Annotated in this window: 9 protein-coding genes and 2 tRNA genes; 4 read left to right on the top strand and 7 right to left on the bottom strand. The window is 50.1% G+C overall.

What is annotated here, in order from left to right:
* Positions 1-277: 277 nt before the first annotated feature.
* Positions 278-352: transfer RNA gene (locus tag FGL10_RS04370), tRNA-Glu, on the bottom strand.
* A gap of 17 nt (positions 353-369) precedes the next feature.
* A tRNA-Arg gene (locus tag FGL10_RS04365) sits at positions 370-446 on the bottom strand.
* Positions 447-563: 117 nt separating this feature from the next.
* Here FGL10_RS04365 and FGL10_RS04360 point away from each other — a divergent pair.
* Positions 564-1949: a 3'-5' exonuclease gene (locus FGL10_RS04360; RefSeq protein WP_232043722.1), complete on the top strand. Its 1386-nt coding sequence runs from the start codon at positions 564-566 to the stop codon at positions 1947-1949.
* A gap of 57 nt (positions 1950-2006) precedes the next feature.
* On the opposite strand, the gene FGL10_RS12775 is transcribed toward FGL10_RS04360, so the two are convergent.
* On the bottom strand, positions 2007-2129 hold the full coding sequence (locus FGL10_RS12775) for a hypothetical protein (RefSeq protein ID WP_003708989.1): 123 nt from the start codon (positions 2127-2129) through the stop codon (positions 2007-2009).
* A gap of 29 nt (positions 2130-2158) precedes the next feature.
* A complete protein-coding gene (locus FGL10_RS04355; RefSeq protein ID WP_036469689.1) occupies positions 2159-2938 on the bottom strand; it encodes a ferredoxin--NADP reductase in 780 nt (259 codons plus the stop codon).
* A 273-nt stretch (positions 2939-3211) separates the two neighbouring features.
* Between FGL10_RS04355 and FGL10_RS04350 the strand changes: the two genes are divergently transcribed.
* A complete protein-coding gene (locus FGL10_RS04350) occupies positions 3212-6301 on the top strand; it encodes a TonB-dependent siderophore receptor (RefSeq protein ID WP_003708992.1) in 3090 nt (1029 codons plus the stop codon).
* Positions 6302-6598: 297 nt separating this feature from the next.
* Complete coding sequence (gene dinB, locus FGL10_RS04345) at positions 6599-7657, top strand: DNA polymerase IV (protein ID WP_036469694.1); 1059 nt, start codon at positions 6599-6601, stop codon at positions 7655-7657.
* Between the two features lie 69 nt (positions 7658-7726).
* Here dinB and rep read toward each other — a convergent pair whose 3' ends face one another.
* Together rep and aroD are read right to left on the bottom strand one after the other, a co-directional pair.
* The gene (gene rep / locus FGL10_RS04340) at positions 7727-9739 is read right to left on the bottom strand and encodes a DNA helicase Rep (protein WP_036475098.1); all 2013 of its coding nucleotides are present in this window, start codon (positions 9737-9739) and stop codon (positions 7727-7729) included.
* A gap of 22 nt (positions 9740-9761) precedes the next feature.
* Positions 9762-10526: a type I 3-dehydroquinate dehydratase gene (aroD, locus tag FGL10_RS04335; RefSeq protein WP_036469713.1), complete on the bottom strand. Its 765-nt coding sequence runs from the start codon at positions 10524-10526 to the stop codon at positions 9762-9764.
* Between the two features lie 253 nt (positions 10527-10779).
* Here aroD and recA point away from each other — a divergent pair, with 253 nt between their 5' ends.
* Entirely contained in the window at positions 10780-11826 is a 1047-nt protein-coding gene (gene recA, locus FGL10_RS04325) for a recombinase RecA (RefSeq protein WP_036475097.1), read from the top strand.
* Positions 11827-12802: 976 nt separating this feature from the next.
* Here recA and FGL10_RS04315 read toward each other — a convergent pair.
* A complete protein-coding gene (locus FGL10_RS04315) occupies positions 12803-22699 on the bottom strand; it encodes a Hia/Hsf adhesin N-terminal domain-containing protein (RefSeq protein ID WP_036475096.1) in 9897 nt (3298 codons plus the stop codon).
* Between the last annotated feature and the right edge of the window lie 927 nt (positions 22700-23626).

The following is a 23626-nucleotide window of genomic DNA, read 5'->3' as shown; positions in this document are numbered from 1 at the left end:
TGATGATGGCATAAAAAAGCCCTAGTCAGTTGCTGTCAAAGGGGATTGTTAAGAAAAGTAATGCCACGTTGATGGGGTGCAATATATCAGACGTTTCAATCGGACAAAATGTTGGACGGACACCGTATCCGGTTATGGGATATCGGTTTGCACGGCAAAGGTTTGAATATGATTCGATTACGTCTGAGATTTCGATGAAGGGGGTAGGTAAAGATATGGTAACGAGTTGCCGAGGCAATAAAAAATCCCCGAGGGATAATCTCAGGGATTTGGAATTTGGCACGCCCACGGGGAATCGAACCCCGGTTACCGCCGTGAAAGGGCGATGTCCTAACCGCTAGACGATGGGCGCATATTGTATTTTCTTACTGGCGCACCCGGAGCGATTCGAACGCCCGACCCTCTGGTTCGTAGCCAGATACTCTATCCAACTGAGCTACGGGTGCGCTGCAAGAAAGATTTGAATTTTAGGGTAATTATCGGATTCTGTCAATTGTTTTGTTGGATGAAATGCCTCAAAAGTGTAAAATATCGGTTTGTTGTTTGAATTTAAAGAGAATAAAATGATTGTTACTTCTCGCTGGCCCTTGCTGGAAAAGGCATTTTTACGGTTTGGAATGCCTGTTGCCGTGGTTGATTTGGAATCGACGGGCGGCAATCTGTATGAAGACAGGGTAACCGAAGTGGCTTTGGTCAAGTTTGAGCAGGGAAGGGTGGTGAGGCATGAGTGGCTGGTTAATCCTCAAAAACCGATTCCGCAGTTTGTGGCGGAGCTGACGGGGATTTCAGACGGCATGGTTGCCGACGCACCTGTTTTTGCAGAGATTGCCGGCGAGTTGTTTTCGGTATTGAAGGGTTGTGTGTTGATTGCACATAACAGCCGTTTCGACTATACGTTTTTAAAGCATGAGTTTCATCGTGCGGGTATCGGATTTTCATCGCCTGCTTTGTGCAGTGTGCAGTTGTCCCGATGCCTGTATCCGCAATTTTACAAGCACAGCCTGGACAGCATCATCGAAAGGTTGGGGATTGTTGTAGAAGACAGGCATCGTGCGATGGCGGATGTATCGGCATTGTGTGATTATTTGGAATACAGCCTGTCGGAACATGGGGTTGAGGCATGGATCAGGCAGTGTTTCCGTTTGATGAATCCGAAACCGCTGCCTGCCGCGCTGCCCGAACGGTTGAGGGAACAGTTGTACGGTTTGCCTGACGGTATGGGGGTGCTGGCTTGTTTCGACGGCGGGGGAGCAATAAATTATATCGGTACGTTTGAACGGGTATATAGCGAGGTTTCGGCTTTATTGGATGCTGGAAAAGTTCCGTTTGATTGGTGCAATACGGAGGAAGTCCGTTTTTTTCCCGCATTGGGCAGCCTGCATGCATATAAGATTAAAGCGGAATTGGTCGGGCATTATCATTCGGGTTGTTATGTGTCTGCCAAAAATCTGCTTAAAACATTTACGACAGTCAGGTTTGAAAAAGGTTCAGACGGCATGTTGAATGCGAAAACAGCGGCTTTGAAAAACGGTGTGGCGGATAATCCGCCTACCGGATTATTTGCCAATAAAAAGGCGGCGAGACGGGCTTTGTCGTCGTGGGCGGAAACATACGGATTGTGTCCTGCCGCAGCCGGTATCCTTCCGGACGGTTATGCAGAGGACGCGCCGTGTCCCGTGTATGTTTCGGGCAAATGCGATGAGGCGTGCGGCCGTTCTGACGAACAGGTTTTGGCGTTTGCACACAAACTGCCTGTTTTGGATTGGGGAAAAATGCACGAAGTGGAAATTACCGAAACCGATCCGCTGACGGGGAAAACAATCATTCTGCACGGAATGGGCGGCGCATTGGAAATGGATGACGGGCTTTGGTATTTCGATAAAGATTTACCGGATGTGTTTAAGGCGAAGTTTAAAACGGACAGGAAAAATATTAAGGAAATCGGTTAAATCGATACCGGTTGGTGAAAGCCGGCAAGTATGTAAACAGCCGTTCGTATTGATTGCCTAATCGGTTTGGGTTGGAATGTGTTGCCGTTTGCAGGCAATGTGTCCGAAGATGCCGTCTGAACTTTTCAGACGGCATTTTTGCCGACGCGGTTTTCGTGCCGTGTCGGTTTGCCCGTCCATCCGAAAGCATCGGACAAGCAGGGTGGTTTTTAGAAGCCGTTTTCCATCATGATTTGACCGGGAATGCGGTTGCGGTGCATGGCGTAACCCATGTCAAGCAGCGTTTGGAAAGTGTCTTTGACCATTTCGGGGTTGCCGCAAATCATAAACCGTGTGGATTCCGGGGTGAACTTGGTATGCAGTGCCTGTTCGATGCTGCCGTTTTTTAAGAGTTCGGGAATGCGTTTGCCGCCCAATCCGTCGGAATTGGCGGCACGGGTGGTAACAGGGACGAAACGGAACGAGTGTCCGTATTCGCCTACCAGGGGATGTTCGGACAATGCGGCGAGCCGGTCGTTGAAAATCAATTCTTCGGGAAAAGATACGGAATGTATCAGGTTGACGGTATCGAAACGCTGCCGGATTTCGGGTTGTTCGAGAATGGAAAGGAAGGGGGCGATGCCGGAGCCGGTGCAGAGCATCACCAAATCCTTGCCGTCGGGGAAGCGTTCGGGCAGGAGGAAGCCGGTGGCATTTTTATCGAGCAGGATGGTGTCGCCCTGTTGCATTTTGGCGAAACGGGCCGACATGGGGCCGTCTTGGATGAGTACGGCAAAATATTCGAGCGTGTCGGCATATTCTGCGGAAACGATGGAGTAGGCACGCCAAATAAAGCCTTCCCCTTCGTAGAAACCGAGTCGGGAGAACTGTCCGGCTTTAAAACGGTAGGATTCGGGACGGCTGATGGTGAAAGTGATGAGTTTCGGCGTGTGGTGTTTGACCCACAAAATCTTTTCTTCAGTGAATTTTGCTTCGGGCGAGGCTGCCATGTTGTTGTCCTTGAGTGTGTTTGTCGGGATTATAGCCAATTTGGGTGTTTTTTTCTGCATTGACGGTCTGTATTTAAATTCGGATATTTTTCAATACAATATTATCGTTTTTTGAAATAAACGGTAAGGAGCAGTTTGTTTTTTGTCAAAATGGGAATACAATCCTATCTATAAATTTAATTGAGAATTACTTTTTTTCAATTAATATAAAAAATCAAAACAGTTGTGAGAGCCTTTGGACGATTTGCACACTTGCATATTACAGAGGTCTCTATGAATCAAAATCATTTTTCACTTAAAATTCTGACCGTTATGCTGTTATCGGCTTACGGTGGTTCTTTTGCAGACGGTGTTGTGCCTGTTTCAGACGGCAATACCGTCAATCTGGATACGGTCAATGTACGCGGCTCTCATGCTTTGTCGGGCAAGACTGAAAAGACCCGTTCTTATACGATAGATCGGATGTCCACCGCCACAGGTATGAGGATTGCGGGCAAGGATACGCCGCAGTCGGTCAGCGTCATCACGCGCAGCCGCCTTGACGATAAGGCGGTGCATACGCTTGAAGAGGCAATGAAAAACACGACGGGTGTCAACGTTGTGCGCGATTCAGGCTTGCAGACGCGGTTTTTGTCACGCGGTTTCTATATTGATCAGATTGGTGAAGACGGTATTACCGTCAATGTTGCAGGCCGTTCGGGATATACGGCGAAAATCGACGTGTCTCCGAGTACCGATTTGGCGGTTTATGACCATATTGAAGTTGTACGGGGTGCAACGGGGTTGACCCAATCCAATTCAGAGCCGGGCGGAACCGTCAATTTGATCCGTAAGCGACCTACCGCTTCTTTCAAACATACCGGGGAGCTGACCGCCGACCATCGCGGCAGCCGGCGTGCAGTGTTGGATGTTTCAGGCAGCCTGAATAAGGCGAATACCTTACGCGGAAGGTTGGTGGGTGCGGAAGAGTATAAAAAATCGTTTAAAGACCGCGTTTGGGGCAGGAAACATATGGTTTACGGCATTGCCGAAGCCGATGCGGGCGACAGCAGTGTGCTTACTTTGGGCGGTATGTATCAGAAGAGTAGGGAGGTTCCTGATTTTTCGGGCATTATTTTGCCCTGTGAAAATCAGAAAACTGCCTCGTTCAGTTCTACGCCTGCCTGCAACCGGCCGTTGCAACTGCCGCGCAACACTTATTTGGGGGAGGATTGGTCGCGGTTAAGTGCCGACAAATACAACCTTTTCTCAGGTTTCAAACATGTGTTTGACAACGGTTGGCAGCTCAATGCCGAAGTGTCTTATACCAAGAATGAATCCGATGCGAAGGTGGGGCAGTTTTTTCTGAAAAACGAATATGCGGCGGGTTTGTCAGGTGAGGATGCGGTAGGCTTTTTGACCGAAAAAAACGAAGTCATCCCGTTCGAGCCGAAAGATAAGGCATTGGAGAAACTGAAAGCATATCGTGACGAAACCGCCAAGGAATACCGTGAGCGCAAAGACGATTTTGTTAAAAACCGTTTCGATAATACTGCTTTCGAACAGTACCGCAGCCGCCGTGCCGCAGAACGCAAAGCCGGTTTTGACGAGTGTATGAGTGCCCCTTTCGCGCTGGACTTTATCTGTCAAGGTTCTTGGGGGGATCCGGGCGTTGATGCCGACAAGGCGGAATTTGTCGATAAAGCCCTTGCGAAGGAGGGCATCTTTAATAATGCGGCACAACGTTTTCCAAACAGCCTGTATGACTCTTCCTTTAATCGGAAGGCTACCGCCAACCGACGATACAGTTATATGCCGTTGCGGCATACCAAAGACGACCGCCAATGGGGAATCAAACTTGACCTGACCGGCACATACGGGCTGTTCGGGCGGGAACACGATTTCTTTGTCGGCTATGCCTACGGCGATGAAAAGATACGTTCCGAATATCTGGAAATCTACGAACGCCGCCACAGAGTACGTCCGAATACGGGGGCAACGCACGGCGTGTATGCGGGAAGTTGTCAGGAGGAGCCGGACGGCGATTTGTCGTCTCCTTTGGTCAGGGGGCATAAAGAACCCGATTGGAAGGCGTACGATGAAAAAGGCAACCGTACCGTTTATGCCGAAGAATGCAGGAATGCCAAGAAAATAAAAACTGAGCCCAAGCTCGATGCCGAAGGCAAACAGGTATATTACTATGACGAATACAGCGGCAGCCGGACGCCTGTATATGTCGATGTATATGAACTGGACGAAAAAGGCAACAAGATTCAGGAGACCAATCCCGACGGCACGCCTGCCTTTACCGGTTTTTCCGGTACGGTGCCGGTTTGGAAAACCGTCAAAGTGGCCGACGACCATGTTCCTGCGCTGTATAACTACGCCAAATACCTCAACACCAACAAAACCCATTCGCTGACTGCCAGCACGCGTTTCAACGTAACCGGCCGACTGCACCTTTTGGGCGGGCTGCACTACACGCGCTATGAGACCTCGCAAACCAAAGATATGCCTGTCCGCTATGGGCAGCCGGCAAGCGATTTTCAGACGGCATCGAGCATTAAGGCGGATCAGGACCATTACACGGCCAAGATGCAAGGTCATAAATTGACGCCCTATGCAGGCATTACCTATGATTTGACACCGCAACAGAGTATTTACGGAAGTTATACCAAAATCTTCAAACAGCAGGATAATGTTGATGTCAGCGCCAAAACCGTTTTGCCGCCTTTGGTCGGCACAAACTATGAAGTAGGTTGGAAAGGCGCGTTCTTGCAAGGACGGCTGAATGCTTCGTTCGCATTGTTTTACCTCGAACAGAAAAACCGCACGGTCGTCGATTTCGGCTATGTTCCCGGAGCAGGCGGCAAGCAGGGGTCGTTCCAAACCGTTGCCAAACCGATAGGCAAAGTGGTCAGCCGTGGGGCGGAATTCGAGCTGTCGGGCGAATTGAACGAAGATTGGAAAGTCTTTGCGGGCTACACTTACAACAAGAGCCGCTACAAAAACGCCGCCGAAGTCAACGCCGAACGCCTCGCCAAAAACACAGGCGCAGACCCGTACAACTTCAGCAATTTCACACCCGTGCACATATTCCGTTTTGGAACGAGCTTCCATATACCGAATACGGGGCTGACCGTCGGCGGCGGCGTGTCCGCACAAAGCGGCACAAGCAGCCTGTACAACATCCGTCAGGGCGGCTACGGGCTGATAGACGGTTTCGTCCGTTACGAATTGGGCAAACACGCCAAATTGAGCCTCATCGGTACGAACTTAAACGGACGCACTTATTTTGAGAACAACTACAACCGTACGCGCGGCGCAAACAACTTCTATGGAGAGCCGCGCACTGTCAGCATGAAACTGGATTGGCAGTTTTAATTGAAAACCGTAGTTTTGCGGATGCCGTCTGAAACAGGGTATGTTTCAGACGGCATTTTTATGGAGGCAGGCCTATCGGGACGTATATAGTGGATTAACAAAAATCAGGACAAGGCGACGAAGCCGCAGACAGTACAAATAGTACGGAACCGATTCACTTGGTGCTTGAGCACCTTAGAGAATCGTTCTCTTTGAGCTAAGGCGAGGCAACGCCGTACTGGCTTAAATTTAATCCACTATATTTGGAATTTGCCCGATGCCGGCAGTAGAATATCCCTTTTATCCTCAGCAGAGCCGATGTCTTCACGCAAAATCATCCACATCGACATGGACGCGTTCTACGCATCGGTAGAACTGCGCGAACAGCCGCATTTGAAAGGGCGGCCGGTGGTCGTCGCGTGGGAGGGCGCGCGTTCGGTGATTTGCGCCGCATCGTATGAGGCACGGCAGTTCGGGCTGCATTCCGCGATGTCGGTGGCAACGGCGAAAAGGCTGTGTCCGCAAGCGGTGTATGTGCCGCCGCATTTCGACTTGTACCGTCAGGTTTCCGCGCAGATTCACGCCGTATTCAGGCGTTATACCGATTTAATCGAACCCCTGTCGCTGGACGAAGCCTATCTTGACGTTACCCGTAATTTCAAAAACATCCCTTACGCCGGCGACGTTGCCAAAGAAATCCGCGCCGCCATTTTTGCGGAAACGGGTTTGACCGCATCCGCAGGCATCGCGCCGAACAAATTTCTGGCGAAAATCGCGTCGGACTGGCGCAAGCCGAACGGGCAGTTTGTGTTGCCGCCGCACAAAGTCATGGCATTTTTGGAAACCCTGCCTTTGGGCAAAATCCCCGGAGTGGGCAAGGTAACGCTGAAAAAAATGCAGTCGCTGGGTATGCGGACGGCGGGCGATTTGCGCCGTTTCGAGCGCGGCGAGCTTTTAAACCATTTCGGACGCTACGGCTACCGCCTCTATGATTTGGCGCGCGGTACGGACGAACGCCCCGTCGAAGCCGAACGCGAACGCCTCCAAATTTCCACAGAAATCACCCTGCCCGAAGACCTGCCGCTCGAGCAGGCTGCCGGACACCTGCCCCATCTTGCCGAAGACCTGTGGCGGCAAATCACGCGCAAAAACGTCGAAGCCCAAAGCGTAACGCTCAAGCTGAAGACCTACGATTTCCGCATCATCACGCGCACGCTGACTTATTCCTCCGTATTGCCCGACTGCGCCTCCCTGCTTCAGGCGGCGCAAATGTTGACAAACCGCGTTCCGCCGCAGACGGAAGACGCGTTCCGCCTCATCGGTATCGGCGTCGGCAGGCTTGTGCCGAAACACCAACAGCAGGATTTGTGGGCGTAAACCGCTTGATGCACGCCGTTCAAAAAATATGCCGTCTGAACGGTTTTCAGACGGCATTGCGACTCCGGTTTAATCCGCCGCGCCGTTTTTTTTTAGGTTGTCGAGCCTTCCGATTATATCGGCAAGGTTGCGCCTGCCTTCTTCCTTGCTGACAATCGGCTCACCGCCTTTGCGCCCTAGGATTTTCAAATCTTCCTGCGGCATTTCGCCTATGAAGCGGCTGGGTTCGGGGAACTGCCATATGCCTTGTTTTTTGCGTTTGACGCAGTGGGTCAGTGTGAGCCGGCGTTTGGCGCGGGTAATGCCGACGTACATCAGGCGGCGTTCTTCTTCGACGTTGCCTTCTTCGATGCTGTCGTTGTGCGGCAAAACACCTTCTTCGCAACCGACAAGGAAAACATACGGATACTCCAAACCTTTGGCGGCGTGTAGCGTGGATAGCGAGACGGCATCGGCTTCTTCTTCGTCTTTTCCCTCCAAAAGCGTCATCAGGGCGACGGTTTGGGCGAGTTCGATGATGTTTTTGCCGTCTTCTCCGCCTTTTCGCGCAAACCATGATACCAACTCGCCGACGTTGCGCCATTTGATTTCGCCGGCCTTGCCTTCTTCGTTTTGCATCAAATGGTTTTCGTAGCCGATTTCTTCGAGCAGGCTGTTGATGAACTCGCCCGCTTCGCCTGTTTCGGCTTTGGCGCGGTAGCTGCCGAACATATCCATAAAGGCTTGCAGGTGTTGGCGGTTGGTATTGTTCAGCGCGGCAAGGGCTTCTTCGTTTTGCGCGGCTTCATACAGGCTGCATTCGTGTTCGTGCGCGTAAGTGTTGAGCTTGCCCAGCGTTACATCGCCGATGCCGCGTTTGGGCGTGGTAACGGCACGCAGAAAGGCGGGATCGTCGTTGGGGTTGGCAAGCAGCCGCACATAAGACAACACGTCTTTGATTTCGGCTTTGTCGAAAAAGCTTTGTCCGCCGGAGAGCCGGTAGGGGATGCGCGCGCCGCGCAATGCTTCCTCGAAAATCCTCGCCTGATGCTTTCCGCGGTATAACACGGCGAAATCGGCATATTGGGTTTTGTCGCCGCCGATGAGTTTTTGTTTGACGATTTGGCTGACAACCCAGTCGGCTTCGTGCTGCTCGTTTTGGCAGGCAACGACTTTGACGGGTTCGCCTTCGCCCAATTGCGACCAAAGTTTTTTGGTAAACAGCTTGGGGTTGTTTTCGATGACTTTGTTGGCGATTTTGAGAATCCGCGCGGTGGAGCGGTAGTTTTGCTCCAGTTTGACGACCTTCATCTGCGGATAGTTTTCCTGCATTTTGCGCAGGTTTTCCATATTCGCGCCGCGCCACGCGTAGATGGACTGGTCGTCGTCGCCGACGGCGGTAAACATCCCTTCCGCGCCGGTCAAGAGTTTCATCAGTGCAAATTGGCAGGTATTCGTATCTTGGCATTCGTCAACCAACAGATAACGCAGCCGCCGCTGCCATTTGTTGCGTACTTCGCTGTTTTGCTGCAACAGTACGGCGGGCAGGCGGATTAAGTCGTCGAAATCCACAGCCTGATAGCTTTTGAGCGTTTCCTGATAACTTGCATACACGCGCGCGGTTTGTTGTTCCCAAATGTTCGATGCCGTCTGAAGTACGTCTTCAGGCGTTTTCAAATCGTTTTTCCACAGGGAAATCTGATGCTGCGCTTTGAATATGGCTTCTTTGCCTGTGCCGCCCAAAAGTTCGCCGATGATTTTCGCGCTGTCGGTGGAATCGAGGATGGAAAAGTTTTTTTTGTAACCGATATGGTTCGCCTCTTCGCGCAGAATCTTCATGCCTAAAGCGTGGAAGGTGCAAATCGTCAGCCCGCGCGTTTGCGGTTTGGGCAGCATTTTGGCGACGCGCTCCTGCATTTCCGCAGCGGCTTTATTGGTGAAGGTAATCGCGGCGACGGTATGCGGCAGATAGCCGACATTGACAATCAAATGTTTGATTTTTTGCGTAATCACGCCGGTTTTGCCGCTGCCTGCGCCGGCGAGGACGAGCAGGGGACCGCCGAGGTAGCGGACGGCTTCGAGCTGTTGGGGATTGAGTTTCATTGTGTCTTGATGCCGTCTGAAATCAGTCTGCGCCGCTTTCGAGGCAGTCGAGTGCCGCACGGAGGGCGGATACGCCGATTTGCCCCGGCGCGGAGTTTTGCGTTCCCGAACCGAACGTGATGCTTGAGCCGAACACCTGTCCGGCAAGCCGGCTGACCGCCCCCGTCTGCCCCATCGACATCGTCACAATCGGTTTGTCGGCAAGCTGTTTCGCTTTGAGCGTGGCGGAAAGCAAAGTCAGCACATCTTCCGCGCTTTGCGGCATCACCGCGATTTTGCAGATGTCCGCGCCGCAGTCCTCCATCTGTTTCAGACGGCATACGATTTCTTCTTGCGGCGGCGTGCGGTGAAACTCATGATTGCAGAGCAGGGCGGCGATGCCGTTTTTTTGAGCATTTGCCACAGCGCGCCGGACGGCGGTTTCGCCGGAAAACAGCTCGATATCGATAATGTCGGGCAGGCGGCTTTCGATCAGCGCGTCGAGCAGTTCAAAATAATAACCGTCCGAACACGGGAACGCGCCGCCTTCGCAATGCCGTCTGAACGTAAACAGCAGCGGCTTGTCGGGCAGCGCGTCGCGGACGGTCTGCGTGTGGCGCAATACTTCGCCGATACTGCCCGCGCATTCCAAAAAATCGGCGCGGAACTCGACGATATCGAAGGGCAGGTTTTTGATTTGGTCAAGTACGGCGGAAAGTTCGGCGGCATCGCGGGCGACAAGCGGCACGGCGATTTTGGTGCGTCCGCTTCCGATAACGGTATTTTTGACAACAAGGCAGGAACACATAAAACAGGCACACACAGAAAAAACAGCCGCCATTATAACAAAGCCGGCAGCCTTTCAGACGGCATCCGGACCCCATTCCGGCACAAACCGCCGCGTCCTGCCGCGTATCGGCAAACAAGGAAATATGCGATAATGGCAGCCCCGTGAAGCAGCATTACCGATAGCCCGCACATCGGGAAAACGATACACATCCCGCGCCGCAGCCCGTGTTGCGCCGCATCCCACATACCGCATTTGTTCCGGAGTAACCCCAATGTCAGACGACAAAAGCAAAGCCCTTGCCGCCGCCTTGGCGCAAATCGAAAAAAGTTTCGGCAAAGGCGCCATCATGAAAATGGATGGCAGCCAGCAGGAAGAAAACCTCGAAGTCATTTCCACCGGATCGCTCGGATTAGACCTCGCACTCGGAGTCGGCGGCCTGCCGCGCGGGCGCATCGTCGAAATCTTCGGTCCCGAATCCTCCGGCAAAACCACCCTCTGCCTCGAAGCCGTCGCCCAATGCCAGAAAAACGGCGGCGTGTGCGCCTTTGTCGATGCCGAACACGCATTCGATCCCGTTTACGCCCGCAAACTCGGCGTAAAAGTCGAAGAGCTTTACCTGTCCCAGCCCGATACCGGCGAACAGGCATTGGAAATCTGCGACACGCTCGTCCGTTCGGGCGGCATAGATATGGTAGTCGTCGATTCCGTAGCCGCACTCGTCCCCAAAGCCGAAATCGAAGGCGATATGGGCGACAGCCACGTCGGACTGCAGGCGCGCCTGATGAGTCAGGCTTTGCGCAAACTGACCGGACACATCAAAAAAACCAACACGCTGGTTGTGTTCATCAACCAAATCCGGATGAAGATCGGCGTAATGTTCGGCAGCCCCGAAACCACCACCGGCGGCAACGCGCTGAAATTCTATTCTTCCGTACGCCTCGACATCCGCCGCACCGGATCCATCAAAAAAGGCGAAGAAGTATTGGGCAACGAAACCCGCGTCAAAGTCATCAAAAACAAAGTCGCCCCCCCGTTCCGTCAGGCAGAGTTTGACATCCTCTACGGAGAAGGCATCAGTTGGGAAGGCGAATTGATCGACATCGGCGTGAAAAACGACATCATCAACAAATCCGGCGCGTGGTACAGCTACAACGGCGCGAAAATCGGTCAGGGCAAGGACAACGTCCGCGTCTGGCTGAAGGAGAATCCTGAGGTTGCCGATGAAATCGACGCAAAAATCCGCGCCCTCAACGGCGTAGAAATGCACATCACCGAAGGGACGCAGGACGAAACCGACGGCGAAGGCCCCGAAGAATAAAACTTAAAATCCCGATAAACGGTACTTCTGTTGCGAAGTACCGTTTTTTTGAGCCGCCTGCCGGCTTGGTTTATTTTGTCCGGATTCGGCCGGCATTGGTTTTCAGATCGGATGGTGTTCGAATATGCGGGGCGGCATCGGCATTGTTTGATATGGAATCCCGATTAATATTGTTTCCGTTCGGCAGTGTTGTAGAGGCGGACTGCGGATTGTGGTGTAGGGCAGCCGTAGGGCGGATGCGTAGAGTGGCGGTAGGGCGGATATATGGTGTGATGTAGGGTGTGATGTAGGGTGTGATGTAGGGTGGGCTTCAGCCCACCAATCCCACTAATCCCACCATTTCCGCCATTCCCACCCAATCCACCAATCCCGCCAACACATCCGCCAACCGCCGGCAAGCAAATGCCGTTATTCCCGATAAATTCCCACAACTTAAAATCCCGTCATTCCCGCGCAGGCGGGAATCCAATCCGTCCGGTTCCGGTTTTTTTCCGATAAATTCCTGCCGTGTTGCGTCTCTGGATTCCCGCTTTTGCGGGAATGACGGCGGTGGGGTTTCGGTTTTTTTGGACTTCGGGGTAAGTTTCTGCACCGACAGCCCTAGATTCCCGCCTGCGCGGGAATGACGATTCGGGTATTTTTGATGATTCAGATTCCGCCAAACAGGCTGTCAAACGGTTCGGTGTCTTTATGATGAGGCAAATCCGAATATCCCTATCCGCCAAAACCGCAACGCCGCTTGGAAACGGCGAGATCGACGGGGATACGGGAGGTAATGAAAACGGTGGGAGCGGTGGGCTGAAGCCCATCCTGCATCCGCATCCTGCACCCATCTCCTACGCATCCGCCATTCACACTCTAAAACACACATCCGCCCGTTATGCGATACGCTTTTCCCGTTGCGAACCATCGGACGGGGCAATAAAAATGCCGTCTGAAAGCCTTTCAGACGGCATTTTTCAACGCTTCGGGGTTGTTACCAGATATAGCCCACGCCGACACCGCCGCCGGCTTTGCTTCGGGTATTGACGTTGAGCTGGCCTTTGACCACCCATTTGCCGTTGTCGCTGATGCTGGAGTAGCCGACGGCGAGTGCGCCTGTCGAACCGTATGCGCCCGTTGCGGCGGAAATCATCGATTTTCCGGGCAGGTACGATTGCGGCAAGGCGGCTGCGGCATTCGCACCGGCGGCAACACCTTCCAATTCGCGTTTCAACGCCCTGACCATACCGACGGCCTGATCGGCGATGCCTTTGGTTGCCGCATACAGCTGGCTGCCGTTAATCGCATCGGTGGAAGTGGCAGAAATTTCGCCTGCCGCGACGTTTTGGATACGTCTTTCTTCGCCGCTCGCGCCGACAGAAACCGCACCGTGCGCCGTTGCGCCGGCAAAGCCGTTTACCGTACCCGTCGCGCCGGCACTTGTGGTATTACCCGCCGTGCCGTCGGATTTCAGGTTGCTGCCCGGTTTTTCTGTCGCGGTCGATTTATTACCCAAATAAACAGAGTTTTCAACTGTAGCCCCTAACGCTTTAGGAACGGTAACGGTAGTATTTTTACCGTCTTTGTCCTTAACGGTTACGGTTTCCGTCTCAACATCTCCATTGGCTTTATATTTCGCATTAACCCCATTACCCAACACAAAAGTGTTTTTAGAAGTAATACGGTTATCGTTACCGAAAGCGTAGCTGCCGCCGGCTTTATCTTCGATGTAGTTCGGATCGCCGAATGCGCCGGATTTTTCCGCATTCACAACGTTGCCCGTACCAATCGCCACCGTGTTATCGCGCAAGGCTTTTGAGCCGTAGCCGAAGGCAATGGCATTTTCGCCTGCCGCATCGGCTTTCGCGCCGATTGCCGTTGCAAATTTGCCGCTTGCGCTGGAATCGATTTCATTGCTTCGTTCGATTCTGCTAGTCGCTTTGCCGTCGTTGGAGTGGAAGAACTTAATCCCTTGCTCATTCATATTGTAGATGGCTTCAACCACCGAATTGGTGATAATTTCTTTTCTGCCTTCCACATTATAAGTGGTCAATAACGGGGTTTTACCGTCTTCGCCCACCACGACGTTGTGATACGTTTTGTTGGTATCGTTCGCGTTTCCGGCTGTGCCGACGTTCACCGTTTTACCATCCTTATCTACCGTGATACTCGTGATATTCGGTGTTTTGTTGCCGGTCAATGCGAAAATCTGGCTGCCGTTTACCGCCTGTTTGCTATTTGGCGAAATATCGCCATTAGCCACATTGTCAATGACCACGCCCTTACCGTTCGATTGATTGTTCGGATCAAGGCTGACAACGTGTTTTTCATCGGTGGAAACTTTTGAATCATCAACCGCTTGTGTTGATGTATCCGCAGTACCGTCGGCTTTGGCGTGATACCACTTGCCATCGTTGTCTTTCACAACTTTCTTGCCGTCTGAATCCACGTTGCCGAGGGTAACTTCTTTGTCCATATCAGTCGAACCGTCATTTTTCAGTTCATACCATTTAGTTTGACCATTTTCGACAACTTTAGTGATTTTCTTACCGTTTGCATCGGTGTTGTAGATTTGCGTTAAAGGCAATTCCACATCGGTTTTCACAAAGGTTGTGGTTACTTTTTCGCCGTTTGCATCGATGCTTTCCACCGTTGCCGCGCTCACTTTGGTATGTTTGCCATCGGCAAAACGGACTTTATCGTTGGCATTTACAGTTTCCGCTTTAGTATTAGACAAGGCTTTTGTCTTATCATCAAACGCTGCTTTCGCATCAGCTTCATTTGCCAAACCAAGCTCAAAGCCTGATTTCGCAATCGCATCTGCCACTTGGTTACCTGTTACATAACCGGAACCTTTGTTGTCTGTTGACTTAATATCTGTAGATGAAATTTCCTTATCTAATTTAGGCTTACCGTTTTCATCACGTTCATAGTATTTCCCATCGATAACAACCGCTTCAACAGTAGAATTATCGTTCTTGGTTACACTGACTTTATTGGTTACTTCGCCTTTAGCCAATTCAAAGGTGATTTCACGCGTACCGTTATCCAATGTTTTACCGGAAACACTGATACCGTTGCCGCTTTTGAATTTCACTTCGTTCGCATTCCGCACCTGAGCGTGATATTCCTCTGAGCCGCCTGTGGTTTTGTCCGCAGAAATGACCCAGCCCAAGCCGCGCAAATCGCCCACGGTTGCGGCGGTATTGTCAGCAACAGCCAGAGTTTGCTTGTCCGCGTCTTTTTCATCCAAATTGGTCAAGCCTTTATAGGCATCGTCGGCATTTTTAGTGATGTTATCTAAATCCTTACCGACAATCGGATTCGCAGGATTAAATTTCTTCAGTCCGCTCACAACGTTTTTAACCGCTTTATTACCCGCGCTGATGCCGTCTGAAGCCACTTTAATCTTGTCGGCATCAGTCGCCGCCGCACCATTCGCGCCGTTTGCCGGCGTAATGGTCAAGCCGTCTTTGGTAATCTTCGTACTTGCACCGTTCGTACCGCCGTTTGCGTCTTTAAACTCCACGCTCTTCACGCCCGTCAATTCATCTTTGAGCGCGTAAGTGAAGTTTGTACCGTCTTGTTTGACCTTCAGATTGTCGCCGGCTTTCAAAGTTACTTTATCGCCCGACTTCACTAAAGTATCGTTGGATGTGCTTTCAGTTGCTCCTGTGCCGTCTTTATCAACGCCCACTTTCCAACCCAGTTTGTTCAGGCTGTCAACCAGTTTTCCAGCCTCAACCAAACCTGTGGTCGTTTCCGCACCCTTTTGGATAGTAGCCTTACCGTCGTCGCCAACCTGAACAGAACCCTCTTTCGGCGTAAAGGTAACTGTGTTGCCGGCCGCACTAATTTTCAACAACTCGCGGTCTGCGGATTTAAATTTAAAATTCAAACCATTACTTAAAGTTTGAGTTGCCTTGCCGTCGTCGGTATCTGCACCGCCATTGGCATAAGCATTGCTCGCAGTTAAAGTAACCTTTTGGTCTTTCAAGGCTTTCAACTGCTTAAAGCTGACCGCATCGTTTTCATCCGTACCTTCCGCAACATTGGTGATTTTCACCGGATCTGCACCGCTTGCCGATACCAATTTCACTTTGGTTTTCGCCAGCTTGCCATTTTCGACTTGTTTATTCATATCCGCCGAACCGTCATCTTTGGCTTCGTAATACTTATTGCCCACTTTCACAACGGTTTTGTCGTCTTCCGTAACATATTGGACCGGCAAGCCCGTTACATCCACACGGACGGTTGTTTTTTTGTGATCCGTATCGGTTGCAAGGATCACATTGGCATTCGCACCCCCGACAAATTCAACGGTGTCGTAAGTCGAAACAAAATCAACATTATCAACAGCACCACCTACAGTCTTAGCACCTTTAATATTCCAACCTGCACGCAACACATCTTCGATACTTGCTGCATTGGATTTTTTCGCTGCATCCACATTTAAATCAACGTGTGAAGACTTCGCTCCTGCACTTGGCTCAGTTAAAGTCGTCGCAACACCTTTCAAATAAACATTTTTAGAACCTGAAGCATCAGCTGTCACATTCGCAAAGTTCAAGCCATCAGCTGTACTAGTAATACTTACTTTTGGCGTTGCAGTACCACCTGCATCTTTATTACCGCCAATCGTTAAGGTATCACTCACTTTCGCAGTTTTCACATCAAGGTCTTTTGCCAAAGCGAAGGTTACATTAGTCCCATCACGTTTAACTTTTAAGTTTTTACCCGCTTTTAAGGTTAAAGTGTCGCCTGCTTTAAGGGCTTGGTCTGCATTATCAGCTGGTTGATTGTCCTCAATTTCATCTTCTGTGCTTTCCACTTTCACAAAGGTTGCCGCACTGTTGATAGCCTCCGCAACGTCGCCGACAGTCGCCACTTTTTTCTTGTCAGCCTCGGTTGGTGTAGCATTTGCATCAGTAGCTGAAGCCTTAACAACCACTTTACCGCGATTAGCATCCGCAGTTTGACCTTGCGTAGGCGCATTAGTGTTTACGTTAGCAAAGCTACCTTTGGCAACAGACGCACCGTCAGCATCTACAGTTAATAAATTATCCTCGCCAGTTTTAGTTTTAACCTTGAGTTTGATTTTGCCATCAGCAGTATCTTTCTCAAGACCATCGCCAACTTTGGTTTCTGCCACATCAATGGTAATGGTGTGTTTGCCGTTTGCAGAAGTAGAAGTAGAAGTAACCTTCGCACCGCCTTTGCCTTCAAACAACACTTCATCCGCCTGTTTGACTTGTTGGCTTGTCTCGTCTGTTGTGCCGTTTTTGCTAGACAATACCCAGCCCAATTTACGCAAATCGCCTACGGTTGCCGCCGTATTATCAGAAACTAACGGCTGTTTATTCACACCTGTTTTTTCATTCAGGTTTAATAAACCTTTATAAGCACTATTAGCATCAAACTGTCTCTCTAAATCGGCTGCAGAATTAGCTGTAGCATCGAAATTAGTATTCGTATCGCCATAAGCCTTCAAACCGCTTGTAACATTCTGAACAGTTTTACCGCCGACGCTAATGCCATCTTTGGTTACGCTGATGGTGTTTCCGTTAGACGCACCTGTGCCTGCCGCAGCACCATTTGCCGGCGTGATGGTCAAGCCGTCTTTGGTAATTTTGGTACTTGCGCCAGTGCCGCCGTTTGCGTCTTTGAACTCTACGCTGGTCAGGTCTTTCAGCTCTTTTTTCAGCGAGTAGGTGAAGTCTTTGCCGCTTTGTTTGATTTTCAGGTTGTCGCCCGCTTTAAAGGTTACTTTGTCGCCTGCTTTGACTTCTTGTTCGGTTGCGTTACCCTCTTTTTCACCACCGTCTTCTGCATCAGCAGTCGCCGTCCAGCTTAGGCTGTTTAAGGCAGTTACCAAATCGCCTGCTTTAACCAGTTTTTTCTTGTCGTCTTCAGAAGTAATCTCTTTGACTTTACCTTTCGGAGTTGTGTTATCAACAGCACCATTTGCAGCCGCTCCATTCACAGTAAGCGTGGTCGTATCTGCAGCGATTCCTTTAGTCGCATCCACTTTTAAGCCATCAGCAGCTTTTACATCATACTTAACAGTAATACCATTGCCGTTAGCATCTTTAGTTACTGATGCAGTTGTACCATTGCCATTATCAAAGGTTACATTTGTGCCTGATGCAACGGTTTCAAAGCCATCTTGATCAGCCTGACCATTGGCAGCGGTTGTTTTAATTCTCCAACCAGCTTTGTTCACTGCATTGATAACAGTCTCCGCAGTTACTAAGCCTTTGCCTTCGTCTTTTCCGTCAGCTTCAGTAACAGTTACACCATTATGGTTAGCATCTTTCAGGTCTTTGCCTGTAAACAGTTTGCCGTTGTGGTCTTTGATAACAGAAGTTCTCGCACCGATTTTAACGTCAGCACCTTTGCCATTCTCTTTTTGGGTTACAGTTACTGTCGTTGTTCCTTGACCATCATCAGTAAAGTTTACTGTGTCATACGTCGCCACATAATCAACATTATTGCCATTGCCTTGAATATTCCAACCTGCACGCAACACATCTTCAATACTTGCCGCGTGAGATTTTTTCGCTGCATCCACATTTAAATCAACGTGTGAAGACTTCGCTCCTGCACTTGGCTCAGTTAAAGTAGTTGCAATACCATTTAAATAAATTCTCGTATCAGGCGTACCATTTCCTGCTACAGGTGTTCCATTTTCTTTTGCAAAGGTCAAACCGTCAGCCGTACTGGTTACATTAACCTTGCTCGCCGCATCTTTACCAATCGACAACTTATCGCTCACGGTCGCGGTTTTCACATCAAGGTTTTTCGCCAAGTCAAAAGTAATTTCTTTTCCACTACGTTTAACTTTCAGGTTTTTACCTGCTTTAAAGGTCAAGGTATCGCCTGCTTTAAGGGCTTCTTCGGTATTATCTGCCCCATTGGCTGCTGCATCTTCAATATCTTCAGTAGTGTTTTCTACTTTTACGAAAGTTTCTGCTTTGTTAATAGCCTCGGCAACATCCTTCACTGTTGCCACGTCCTTATCGGTAGCATCAGTTCCATTCGCACTTTTCGCTTTTACCTGACCTTTTTTGTCGCCGTTGGCTGTGGTGCTTACAACTTCAAGCTTGCCTTTGGCAACAGAAGCACCTTTCGTTGCATCAACAGTTAAAACATTGTTTCCATCTGTGTTGTCCACTTTCAGCTTAATTTTGCCGTCATTGGTCTTCTCGATGCCGTCTGAAGTCTCAATCTCGGCTTTTTGTACGTCAACGGTAATGGTGTGTTTGCCGTTTTCGGTTTTTGCGGAAACGGTAGCCGCACCTGTGCCTTTGAACTCGACTTCTTCGGCGTTCTTAACGGCGGCGTGGAATGCGGTCGTGTCTGTGCCGTTTGTGGTTTTATCAGCCGAAAGCACCCAGCCGAGTTTACGCAAATCGCCTACGGTTGCGGCTGTGGTGTCGGCTACGGACGTGCCTGTGCCCACACCATTTGCAGGTGTTGTAGCAGTATCTAAATTAATCAAGCCATTTTTAGCCGTATTGGTGTTGGCTGCGGGTTGTCCGTTTTGGGTATCCCCGTAGGTTTTCAAACCGCTTGCAACGTTGGTAATGGCTTTATTACCTGCACTAATGCCGTCTTTAGTTACGCTGATTTTGTTTGCATCAGTCGCACCCGCACCATTCGCCAGCGTGATGGTTAAGCCGTCTTTGTCAATTTTAGTGCTTGCACCGTTCGCGCCAGTTCCGCCATTTGCTGTATTACCCAAAGTAACGCTTGTCAAACCCGTAAGTTCGTCTTTCAGCGAATAAGTAAAGTCTTTTCCAGACTGTTTCACTTTCAAGTTCTTGCCTGCTTTGAAGGTTACAGTTTCGCCTGCTTTGACTTCTTGTTCGGTTGCTGTTGTTGGGTCAACTTCGCCATCGGTATCCTTGTCAGCTTTCGCTTTCCAGCTTAATTTGTTTAACGCATCAGCCAAACTGCCTGCATCAACAAGTTTCTTCGTATCGCCGTTAGTGCCATTAGGGGCGGTAACTTTACCGTCTGTTACGGTAAGCTTGGTCGTGTCTGCAACGATTTTTTGGTTATCCAGCTTCAAACCGTCGCCAACACTTGCAACAACTTTTCCGCCTTCAACTTTCAAGCCGTCGCCGGTATTTACGGTGATTTTTTTATCATCTACCTTCAAACCGTCGCCGGTGTTTACATCGTATTTGACGTTGATGTTGCCATTATCTTTGCTTACGGTTGCTGTGGTCGCATTGCCGTTTTTGAAGTTCACGCTCGTGCCGGATGTAACGGTTTCAGCAGTGCCCGCATTCACGGCGGTTGCACCGGTTTCGGCAGTCGTACCCTCGCCGCTTACCCTCCAACCGCTCTTGTTCACGGCATCAATTACGGCTTTTGCAGTAACCAAGCCGGTGCCGGTGTCATTATCATCAGTAGCAGGGGTGGTATTTGTACCGCCGTTTGTTTGATTGTCCTTACCGGTAAGCAACTTACCGTCTTTTGCAGCGATAACGGAAGTTTTCGCACCGATTTTAACTTTAGTGGTTTTTCCACTATTTTCACTATCCACAGTTACGGTTGTTGTATCTTTATTTTCACTCAAGAACTCAACTGTGTCGTAAGTATGAACAAAATCGACACTTTCTGATTGACCAGTTGTTAAACCGGGTTTAACACCCTTAATATTCCAACCCGCATTCAATACATCTTTAATACTTGCTGCACGAGTGTAATGTGTACTTTGGTTGCCCGCATCAACGTGAGTAGCAGGAGAACCCGCAAGCGTATCGTGTAAAGTTGAACCAATACCATTCAAGTAAACCGTAGTATCGCCATTAGTACCCGTAGCGTCTTTCGCAAAGTTCAAGCCGTTTGCCGTGCTAGTGATATTTACTTTTGGCGTTGCAGTACCACCTGCAACTTTATTACCGCCAATCGTTAAGGTATCACTCACTTTCGCAGTTTTAACATCAAGGTCTTTCGCTAAAGCAAATGTTACATCTTTACCATCACGTTTAACCTTTAAGTTTTTACCCGCTTTTAAGGTTAAGGTGTCGCCTGCTTTAAGGGCTTGGTCTTTAGTTGCATCTTGGGTTGTAGCACCATTTTCAATATCTTCATCTGTGCTTTCCACTTTCACAAAGGTTGCCGCACTGTTGATAGCGTCCGCAACGTCGCCGACAGTCGCCACTTTTTTCTTGTCGTCTTCGGACACCGTGCCGTTTGAAGCCTTAACCGTAACTTTACCGCGATTATTGGCACTTGCACCTTGACCTGTAGTCGTTGTTGTCTCTACTGTATTAAACTCGCCTTTGGTAACGGACACGCCGTCATTACCTACGGTTAATAAGTTTTCTTCTCCTGCTTTGGATTTGACTTTGAGCTTAATCCTGTTACCGGTAGTAGTATCTTTCTCAAGACCGTTTCCGGCTTCTACTGTTGCCACATCTACCGTTACGGTGTGTTTACCGTCAGTACCAGTTTTTGCGGACACGTTTGCGCCGTTTTTGCCGACAAACTCAACTTCCGTTGCGTTTTTAACGGCAGCGTGGAATGGCTTATCAGCAGTTTCGTCCGTTGTTTTCGTAGATGAAAGCACCCAGCCTAAGCCTGCCAAGTCGCCTACGGTTGCGGCTTTGTTGGCTAAACCATTATTTGTTGTTGTACCGCCAGTTGCGGTGTTTGTCAGGCTGCTTAAATCAACCAAGTCTTTCTTAGCGTCATTATTATTGCCATTGTATTTAGACAAAGCACTCTTAACGTTGGTAATTTCTTTGCTGCCCGCGCTGATGCCTAACGTGGTTACGCTGATTGTGTTTCCGTCAGGCGTAGTTGTGCCTGCCGCACCACCATTCGCCGGCGTGATGGTTAAGCCGTTTTTGTCAATTTTGGTGCTTGCGCTGCCTGTGCCGCCGTTTGCGTCTTTAAACTCTACGCTGGTCAGGTTTTTCAGCTCTTTTTTCAGCGAGTAGGTGAAGTCTTTGCCGTTTTGTTTGATTTTCAGGTTGTCGCCCGCTTTGAGGGTTACTTTGTCGCCTGTATTGACTTCTTGTTCGGTAGGTGGGTTGTTTGCGGGATCGACTTCGCCCGTGCCTTCTTTGTCGGCGATGATTTTCCAAGCGCCGCCTTTGTTTTGGGCGGCTTTGATGGTAACGGTGTGTTTTGTTCCCGTGCTTGTCGTGGTTACTTCAACGCCTTCGCCTTTGAACTCGACTTCGTCGCCGCTTTTGACGGTCGAGGTCGCGTTAGTGCCGGCTGCGGCAGCACCGTTGGTGGTTTTAAGCTGCCAGCCTAAGCTGTTTAATGTGGTTGCCAGATTGCCGGCGTTGACGAGTTTTTTGTCGTTGCCATTAACATCGCCTACTTTGCCGTTGGTAACGGTAAGGTCAACGGTATCGGCAACGAGTTTGTCGGTGTTGGTGTCAATCTTCAAGCCGTCGCCGTGTTTTACTTTGAATTTGGCGGAACGTCCTTCTTGGTCGATTTCAATCCCGCCGTTTTCGCGGAGGTAGAGATAGCTGCTTTTCAGCTTGGGGCGACTCTCTGAAGCCTCAGAATCTTCTACTGAAATTGTGCGCTTTCCTTGTTCTTCATCACTACCATTGATAGCATTTTCATCCTTGACCTTTCCATCTTTATCAGTAACAAGCAAACCAAACTTGTAAGTAGTGTTACTATTTTCATCACTAGTTTCATAAGATTCGTCAAAAACCGGTTTAAGTGGATCAGCATCTCCATCAGTCCCCGACAAATTTGTACTCGCCTGAGCCGTTGCGGACAACAGGGTTGCCAATACGGCGGTTGCCACGGTTGCGGAGGCGCGTTTGGTGTGGTTGCGTGTGAGCTCGGATACGACTACCCAGGCGTTGAGGGCACTATTCCAAATGATGCGGTATATTTTGTTCATTTTGTTTTTTCTTTCGGTTTGTTTGAATGGTTAATCGGGGTTTGGGGGCGGATGGCGCGGCATCCGCCCGGTTTTTTGGGGGTTGGGGGTTTTCTGATAAATTCCCCCAACTTAAAATCCCGTCATTCCCGCCTGCGCGGGAATCTAGTCCGTTCGGGTTGGGGTTTTTCCGATAAATTCCTGTTGCGTTGTGTTACTGGATTCCCGCTTTTGCGGGAATGACGCGGTGGGGGTTTCTGTTTTTTCCGATGGATTCCTGTTGCGTTGTGTTGCTGGATTCCCGCTTTTGCGGGAATGACGGTCGGTGGGGGTTTCTGTTTTTTCCGATAGATTCCTGTGGTTTTTCCTATGGATTCAATCATTCCTGATAAATTCCCCCAACTTAAAATCTCGTCATTCCCGCGCAGGCGGGAATCTAGTCCGTTCGGGTTGGGGTTTTTCCGATAAATTCCTGTTGCGTTGCGTTTCTGGATTCCCGCTTTTGCGGGAATGACGGTTGGTGGGGTTTGGTGGTGCGGTGCGTATGACGGGGCTTTGAGGGGCTTTCGCTTGGAATATATCATTTTTTTTGCGGGGGGGGGATTTTACATTATTGGATGATTTTGAGGGAGGGGGGGTTTGGGGCTTTGGGTTGGTGTGGGCGGATTGGTGGAGGCGGCAATATTCAAAGATTATCTGGAAGTTTAGAGGTTTTGGATTCCCGCGTTCGCGGGAATGACGGTGTGGGGGTTTGTGTGGTTGTTGGCGGATTGGTGGGCTGAAGCCCACCCTACAGCCTATCTTACAGCCCAGCCTACCGGATTCCCGTTTTCACGGGAATGACGAAGCTTCAGACGGCATCGGAATTTTTGTGTTTTGGTGGGCTGAAGTCCACCCTACGATATACGGATGCGGAAATGAATGGCAGGGCGTAATGGTAGGGTGGGC

This window comes from Neisseria lactamica, assembly GCF_901482445.1.
Taxonomy (GTDB): Bacteria; Pseudomonadota; Gammaproteobacteria; order Burkholderiales; family Neisseriaceae; genus Neisseria; species Neisseria lactamica.
This window is presented reverse-complemented; position numbering and strand designations above follow the sequence as displayed.

What these genes read in the sequence shown, in the direction of transcription:
- FGL10_RS04360 (WP_232043722.1), top strand. Translation starts at nt 564, where the DNA reads ATGATTGTTACTTCTCGCTGGCCCTTGCTGGAAAAGGCATTTTTACGG.
- FGL10_RS12775 (WP_003708989.1), bottom strand. Translation starts at nt 2,129, where the DNA reads ATGGACGGGCAAACCGACACGGCACGAAAACCGCGTCGGCAAAAATGC.
- FGL10_RS04355 (WP_036469689.1), bottom strand. Translation starts at nt 2,938, where the DNA reads ATGGCAGCCTCGCCCGAAGCAAAATTCACTGAAGAAAAGATTTTGTGG.
- FGL10_RS04350 (WP_003708992.1), top strand. Translation starts at nt 3,212, where the DNA reads ATGAATCAAAATCATTTTTCACTTAAAATTCTGACCGTTATGCTGTTA.
- dinB (WP_036469694.1), top strand. Translation starts at nt 6,599, where the DNA reads ATGTCTTCACGCAAAATCATCCACATCGACATGGACGCGTTCTACGCA.
- rep (WP_036475098.1), bottom strand. Translation starts at nt 9,739, where the DNA reads ATGAAACTCAATCCCCAACAGCTCGAAGCCGTCCGCTACCTCGGCGGT.
- aroD (WP_036469713.1), bottom strand. Translation starts at nt 10,526, where the DNA reads ATGTGTTCCTGCCTTGTTGTCAAAAATACCGTTATCGGAAGCGGACGC.
- recA (WP_036475097.1), top strand. Translation starts at nt 10,780, where the DNA reads ATGTCAGACGACAAAAGCAAAGCCCTTGCCGCCGCCTTGGCGCAAATC.
- FGL10_RS04315 (WP_036475096.1), bottom strand. Translation starts at nt 22,699, where the DNA reads ATGAACAAAATATACCGCATCATTTGGAATAGTGCCCTCAACGCCTGG.